General features: G+C 74.8%; 3 protein-coding genes and 1 pseudogene. All 4 read left to right on the forward strand.

Going from position 1 to position 3,310, the window contains the following annotated elements; genetic code table 11:
- Positions 1-656, forward strand: a 656-nt coding sequence (locus Y694_RS20625) for an iron ABC transporter permease (protein ID WP_155935884.1), incomplete at its 5' end; no start/stop codon positions are given.
- On the forward strand, positions 653-1,483 hold the full coding sequence (locus Y694_RS20630) for an ABC transporter ATP-binding protein (protein ID WP_051495952.1): 831 nt from the start codon (positions 653-655) through the stop codon (positions 1,481-1,483). The genes Y694_RS20625 and Y694_RS20630, both read left to right, overlap by 4 nt.
- Before the next feature lie 4 nt (positions 1,484-1,487).
- Positions 1,488-3,018: pseudogene (locus tag Y694_RS20635) on the forward strand (cobyric acid synthase).
- A 1-nt stretch (position 3,019) separates the two neighbouring features.
- Positions 3,020-3,310: nicotinate-nucleotide--dimethylbenzimidazole phosphoribosyltransferase (locus tag Y694_RS20640; RefSeq protein WP_036236085.1), on the forward strand; the 291-nt coding region annotated here is incomplete at its 3' end.

A 3,310-nucleotide genomic window follows, 5' to 3' on the forward strand; every position in this document is an offset into this window, starting at 1 on the left:
CCGACCTGGCTGGCGCGCGCGGCCTGGTGCTGGCGCCTCGCCGGTGCGCTGGGCGGGTGCTGCTGACGCTGCTGCTGTCGCGCGGCGCCCAGCACACGGTGCGGCTGCTGTTGGCCGGCGTGGTGGTGGGCGTGGTGCTCGGCGCGTTCGGTGACCTGGCGACGATGGCGGCGCCCGAGGCCCTGCGCGGCAAGCAGGCCTTCATGCTCGGCAGCACCGGTTTCCTGGGCTGGACCAGTGTCGGCCTGCTGACCGTTGGCCTGGCGCTGACGCTGCCGCTGGCGTGGCGGCTGGCGCGCGTGCTGGATGCACTGACGTTGGGCATCGACAGCGCCGTGAGCCTGGGCCTCGCGCTGCCGACGCTGCGCATGGTGCTGGTGACGGTGCTGGCGTTGGCGACCGGGCTCGCGGTGTCGCAGGCCGGACTGGTGGCCTTCGTCGGCCTGGTGTCGCCGCACCTGGTGCGGCGCTTCGTGCCGGCGACGCAGAGCTTCACGCTGGTCGCCAGCGCCGCGGCCGGTGGCTGCCTGCTGCTCGCGGCCGACGTGCTGGCGCGCAGCCTGATCGCGCCGCAGGAGCTGCCGGTCGGTGTGCTGACCGCGGTGCTCGGCGGCGGCTACCTGCTGTGGCTGCTGCACCGCCGGGGGATGGCATGAACGCGCCGGTCGCGCCGCGCGAGACAGGCGGGCCGGGCCCGACCCTGCGCGCCGACGGCCTGCAGGTCGCGCTGGGCGACCACCCGGTGCTGCACGACCTGTCGCTGAGCCTGGAACCGGGCTGGACCGCCATCGTCGGCCCCAACGGAGCCGGAAAGTCCACGCTGCTGCGCACGCTGGCCGGGCTGCTGACGCCGGCGCGCGGCAGCGTGTGGCTGCAGCAGCGGCGGCTGGCCGAATGGCCGGCACGCGAGCGTGCACGGCGTATCGCCTGGCTGGCGCAGCAGGGCGACACCAGCGGCGACCTCACGGTGCGCGAGACGGTGCAGCTCGGCCGCCTGCCGCAGCTCGGCCTGTTCGCGCTGCCGGGGCCGGCCGACGAGGCCATCGTCGACGAGGCCATGGCCGCCACCGAGTGCAGTGCCTGGCAGCACGCCCGCCTGCACGAGCTGTCGGGCGGCGAGCGCCAGCGCGTGCTGCTGGCGCGCGCGCTGGCGGTGCGTGCGCCGGTGCTGCTGCTCGACGAGCCGACCACCCATCTCGACCCACCGCACCAGGTGGCGCTGGTCCGGCTGCTGCGCCGGCTGGCGCGCGGCCACACGGTGGTCAGCGTGCTGCACGACCTGCCGCTGGCACTGCAGGCCGACCGGCTGGTGGTGCTGCAGGCCGGGCGCCTGCGCGCCGAGGGCGCGCACGACGATCCGGCGCTGCACCACGCGCTGGTCGACGTGTTCGACGGCGCGCTGCGCATCGAGCCGCTGCCGAGCCCCGGCGGCGTGCAGCGCTACATCACCGTGCCCCACCTGCCCGCCGACGCGGCGCCCTGAGACGATGAACGGACGCACACGATCGACCGCGCGGGCCGTCATGGTGCTCGGCACCACCAGCGGGGCCGGCAAGAGCTGGCTGGCGACGGCGCTGTGCCGCTGGTACGCGCGCCAGGGCCTGAAGGTCGCGCCCTTCAAGGCGCAGAACATGAGCAACAACGCGCGCGTGGTGCCGGGCAGCGGGGGCCGGCTCGGCGAGATCGGCAGCGCGCAGTACTTCCAGGCGCTGGCCGCCCGGGTGCTGCCCGACGTGCGCATGAACCCGGTGCTGCTGAAGCCCGAGAACGACACCGGCAGCCAGGTCGTCGTGCTGGGCGAGGTGCGTGCCGACCTCGCGGCCGTGCCGTGGCGCGAGCGCAGCGAGCGGCTGTGGCCGTTCGCGCAGGACGCGCTGCTGGCGCTGATGGCCGAGAACGACGTGGTGGTGATCGAGGGCGCCGGCTCGCCGGCCGAGATCAACCTGCACGCCAGCGACTACGTCAACATGCGCACCGCGCAGGCGGCGCGGGCCGCCTGCCTGCTGGTGAGCGACATCGACCGTGGCGGCGCGTTCGCCCACCTCTACGGCACGCACCAGCTGCTGCCGGCGGCGGAGCGGGCACTGCTGCGGGGCTATGTGCTGAACCGCTTCCGCGGCGACGCGCGGCTGCTCGAGCCGGGGCCGCAGCAGCTGCTGGCGCTGACCGGCGTGCCGACCCTCGCGGTGCTGCCGATGTGGCGCGGCCACGGACTGCCCGAGGAAGACGGCCTGCACGACGAGGGCCCCGGCTGGCAGCGCGGCGCCGTCGATGCCGCGGCCAGCCTGCGCATCGCCGTCGTGGCCTACCCGCGCATCAGCAACCTCGACGAGTTCCAGCCGCTGCGCCAGCTGCGCGGCGTGCAGCTGCGCTGGGCGCGCAGTGCGGAAGAGCTGGCGGGCGCCGACTGGATCGTGCTGCCCGGCTCCAAGCACACCAGCGGCGACCTGGCCTGGCTGCGCGAGCAGCGCATCGACGCGGCGCTGGCGCGCCATGCCGCCGCGCGCCGCCCGGTGCTGGGGCTGTGCGGCGGCCTGCAGATGCTGGGTGAGGCGCTGGTCGACCCGCACGGCGTGGAGGGCGAGAACGGCGAGGGCAATGCGCCGGGGCTGGGCCTGCTGCCGCTGGTCACGGCCTTCGAGCCCGACAAGCTGCTGCGCCGCACCGACGCCTGCTTCGATGGTGTGGGCGACGAATGGAGCATGCTGCGCGGCGTGCAGTTCGGCGGCTACGAGATCCGCCACGGCCGCAGCGTGCAGCACCCGGCGCTGCCAGCGGCGGCGGTGGCGCTGCGCAATGCCGAGGGCGAAGCCATCGGCTGGCAGCAGGGCAGCGTGCTGGGCCTCTACGCGCACGGCCTGTTCGAATCGACCGAGGTGCTGCGCGCGCTGTTCGGTGCGCGCGTGCGCGGCCTCGAGTCGGTGTTCGACGGACTGGCCGATTCATCGACCGTCATTCGAGCCGGGCGCGCTGATGCGGCTGCTGGCCGACGCCGAACCCGAACCCGGGAAGGATTGAGATGGACTGGACACCGCCCGCCGTCGCGCCCCGCGCTGACGCAGTGCTCACCGCTCGCCTGCGGCAGCGCATCGACCACCTGACCAAGCCGCTCGGCGCGCTGGGCCAGCTGGAGGCGCTGATGCTGCAGGCCGGCCTGCTGCAGGGCCGCGTGGACCCTCGGCTGGACGCACCGCAGGTGCTGGTGTTCGCGGCCGACCACGGCCTCGCGGCGCGCGGCGTGTCGGCCTACCCGAGCGACGTGACCGCGCAGATGGTCGAGAACTTCCTCGCCGGCGGCGCGGCGATCAGC

The organism is Methylibium sp. T29-B (assembly GCF_000576225.1).
Lineage (GTDB): Bacteria > Pseudomonadota > Gammaproteobacteria > Burkholderiales > Burkholderiaceae_C > Methylibium > Methylibium petroleiphilum.

Coding starts and splice junctions, on each gene's coding strand:
- Y694_RS20630 (WP_051495952.1), top strand. CDS start 653: ATGAACGCGCCGGTCGCGCCGCGCGAGACAGGCGGGCCGGGCCCGACC.